This is a genomic window from Coprococcus intestinihominis, from assembly GCF_040096555.1.
Classification (GTDB): Bacteria; Bacillota; Clostridia; order Lachnospirales; family Lachnospiraceae; genus Coprococcus_A; species Coprococcus_A intestinihominis.
Window position 1 is genome coordinate 1 of sequence record NZ_JBBMEK010000300.1, and the last position, 3,764, is coordinate 3,764.

Below are 3,764 nucleotides of genomic sequence, written 5' to 3' on the forward strand. Positions count from 1 at the left end.
TATTTCTCTGGTTCACAATTTTGTTGTAATTGGAAATATTATGTAGATAAACTTTATCCAGCTGACATAATTCGAGATCGAGAAAACGTCGTCTCTCCCCCGGTCCATTTTTAATCATGGCCAGGTCTTCCGGTGAAAAACAGATCATATGCACAAGACCAAACAATTCCCCGGATTTTCTGATGGGAATACCATCAATAGCAATCCCTTTTGATTTATTCTTCTTCAGATGCACGTCGATTTTGTGTCGTACATGCTCCTTTGAAAGCAGCATCCGAATATGGGCTTCTTCTTCACCAAACCGAATGATTTCACGATCACGGCTGCCTCTATGGGATTTTGTTGTCGCACACATATAAAGTGCTTCCAGCACATTCGTCTTCCCCTGAGCATTATCTCCGAAAAAGATATTAATGCCCGGACTTAAATTAACTGAAAGATGCGCATAATTTCTGTAATTCTCCAATGCCAGCGATTCTACATACATACTCTATACAACTTCTATCTTTTCATTTTCAAATTCAACAATATCACCCGACACGATTTTTTTGCCGCGCATATAACAAACTTTACCGTTGACTTTCACAAGTCCTTCCTGAACAACAATCTTGGCATCTACGCCGGATCCTACCAGACCAGTTGCTTTCAAAAGCTGTCCAAGTTTAATATGTTCATCCTTTAATCCAAATGTCTGCATCATTCTACTCCTTATTTATTCCTGTATATTTTGAGTCAAGCAACTGACAAAATGCAACACATTTTATGTCAGCTTTATGAAATGATGCTTGACTCTGAACAATTACATGTTGAAACTGATTGGCAAAACAAGGTAGATATAAGACTGTTCATCGTTTTTGATGATAAAAGGTGCCTTTGGATTGACCAGATACATGGTAATCTCCTCATCATCAATAACACGCAGTGCATCCAGGATAAACTTCGGATTAAATCCGATCATGATATCCCGTCCTTCTTTGCTGATATCAATATCTTCATTCATGGAACCCATGGCTGACTGGATCTTCATCTCCATGGAACCATCTGTCACGTTGATAATAATTGGCTTTCTTTCACTTTCACGAATCAGAAGAGACGCACGTTCAATACACCCCTGCAGCTCTTTCTTGTTAATGGTTATTTTGGTATTGTAATCACTTGAAATCATCTTGTCAATCTGGAAATATTCTCCTTCCAGCAGACGTGATACAACCACTGTCTGATCAAATTCAAACAATACATGTCTGTCTGTAAAATAAATACGAACATCATCATCCATATCACCGGACAAAATCTTACTGATCTCATTCAGGGTTTTTCCAGGAATAACTGCTTTGATCGGATCATATGATTCTTTAAGTGAAATTTTACGGATAGAAATTCTCTGACCGTCCAGTGAAACAAGACGCAGCTGATCCTGATCAATCTGTAAAAGTTCACCGGACATCATTCGGTTGCTTTCATTATCAGAAATTGAAAAAATCGTCTGACGAATAATTTCTTTTAATGAGAACTGGGAAAGCGTAATAAAATGGGTCTTTTCTATTTCAGGCAATGCGACAAAATCTTCACCATCTTTTCCGGCGATATTAAATTTTGCTTTTTCACATTTGATCAATGCCTTATTGTTGTCATCTGTTTCAATTGTAACTTCACTATCCGGGAGTTTTCTCACAATCTCAGAAAACAGTTTAGCCTCCAAAGCAATACATCCTTTATCAAGGACATCACCGTCAACTGTTGTTTCAATACCGAGATCCATATCATTGGCTGTCAATTTAATGACCCCTGATGTTGTATCAATCAGTATACATTCAAGAATAGGCATTGTTGTTCTTGCAGGTACTGCTTTTAAGACAGTGTTGACACCGGTAAGCAATGCTGATTTATTACAAATGATTTTCATATGTTGATACGTCCTTTCGTATGTTCTATATAAAGGTGATGTTATCCACAAAAGTTAACAGTCATAAAAAAGAGAGGTGTGCATATACATAAATATATATATGATAATGTTGTAGTAGTTGTAGGGGGCGTTTATATTGTGGATAAGCTCTACAACCGTGATAAATGCTGACTTCTGGTGGTGAAATGACTGTGAATAACTGTTGAAAAAAAATAGGATAACATGGCATTTTTCCACAATTTTTAAAATCGCGTCCCGCTTCGCGGGAAAGGTAAAAAATGAATATCCACCGCTTGTCCACTGCACTATCCACAGGTTATTCAGAACGCAAATAAACCATCAACAAATTGTGGATAACTCCTGTGGAAATTCGGTGGAAAACTCGTTTTATCCAGAGTTTATGCTACTTTGGAGGGTTTAACTTCTTGGTGATAATATCAATTGTACTGCGTAACTGCTCGTCCTTCTCCAAGTCAGTCTTAATCTTCTTGATGCCATGAAGAACCGTTGTATGATCTTTATTGCCCAACGCAGCACCGATCGCTGCTAATGAAAGCCCAGTGTATTTCTCACAGAGATACATACAGATCTGTCGTGGATAAGAGATATCGCGGCTTCGGTTTTTACCAAGAATATCATCTTTTGTTACCTTATAATTATAGTGCTCTGTTACTGTCTCAATGATGACTTCCGGAGTGATCGGTCTTGCTTCATCCGGTGCAATAATATCCTTTAATGCTTCACGGGCCAGATCGGTATCAATTCTGTCTGCGTGTTTCAGACGTGAAAAGTTGTAAATCTGGCGCAGTGCGCCTTCAAGCTCTCGGATATTGGAGCTGATATGATCAGCAACATAATGAAGCGCATCTACTTCTATATTAATATGTTCAAGTTCAGCTCTTTTTACCAGGATAGCAACACGGGTTTCATAATCCGGTGGCTGTACATCAACGGTTAATCCGACTTTGAATCGGGAGATCAGACGATCTTCGACACCGACAATATCTTTTGGCGGTTTATCGGATGAAATAACGATCTGTTTTTTATTTTCATACAGTGTGTTAAATGTATGGAAAAATTCTTCCATTGTACTGTCTTTGCCGGCAATGAACTGAATATCATCGATCAGGAGCATATCAATATTCCTGTACTTATCTTTAAATGCCTCCTGGGTTTTGTTCTTGATGGCTGAAATTAATTCATTGGAGAATGTTTCTGTCGTTGTGTATATAATTTTGTAATCTGGATTGTAGGAAAGAATGTAATGTGCGATGGAATGCATCAAATGCGTCTTTCCAAGTCCAACACCTCCGTAGATGAACAGCGGATTGCCGTAATCTCCGGGATCTGATGCGACAGCCAGAGCTGTTGCGTGGGCAAGTTCGTTGTTTTTGCCAACGACAAAAGTATCAAATGTGTAATTAGGATTCAGCGTTTTGTTTGTAATGATCGATGCAGCAGGTTTTTTCTCCGGCTCTACAGTCTGGGTGGCCTCAATTTTGCCGAGTTCTTCGCTGGTCGTAATGTGAATATCATAAACGTCATTAAAATACTCTGAAATAGTGACTTTCAGAGGCTGTTCGAACTTTTTCTTTATATAGCTGCACATTTGCTCTAGTTCATTGTTGACGAGAATGGTAATTGTATGACCTTCGACAGAATAGACAGTTAAAGGCTTTATCCATGTGTTAAAAGCAACGGGAGAAATGTCATGCTCAATTCTCATAATATCCAATATCTGATCCCAGTTTTCTCGAATTTTGTTAATCACGATAATCCCCCTAATTATAGTTTACTTACTAAATATTTTATAACATTTTAAATTTTTTTACAATGCTTTTGGTGAAATCTTGTGTGGAAA

At 38.2% G+C, this 3,764-nt stretch carries 4 protein-coding genes; all 4 read right to left on the reverse strand.

Annotated elements, in window-relative coordinates:
* Positions 1–487: DNA replication/repair protein RecF (gene recF, locus WMO25_RS16050; RefSeq protein WP_349086161.1), on the reverse strand; the 487-nt coding region annotated here is incomplete at its 3' end.
* Positions 488–490: 3 nt separating this feature from the next.
* A complete protein-coding gene (locus WMO25_RS16055) occupies positions 491–700 on the reverse strand; it encodes an RNA-binding S4 domain-containing protein (protein ID WP_330371273.1) in 210 nt (69 codons plus the stop codon).
* Between the two features lie 99 nt (positions 701–799).
* The gene (gene dnaN / locus WMO25_RS16060; RefSeq protein WP_015512995.1) at positions 800–1,903 is read right to left on the reverse strand and encodes a DNA polymerase III subunit beta; all 1,104 of its coding nucleotides are present in this window, start codon (positions 1,901–1,903) and stop codon (positions 800–802) included.
* Between the two features lie 403 nt (positions 1,904–2,306).
* Complete coding sequence (dnaA, locus tag WMO25_RS16065; protein ID WP_117528537.1) at positions 2,307–3,674, reverse strand: chromosomal replication initiator protein DnaA; 1,368 nt, start codon at positions 3,672–3,674, stop codon at positions 2,307–2,309.
* Between the last annotated feature and the right edge of the window lie 90 nt (positions 3,675–3,764).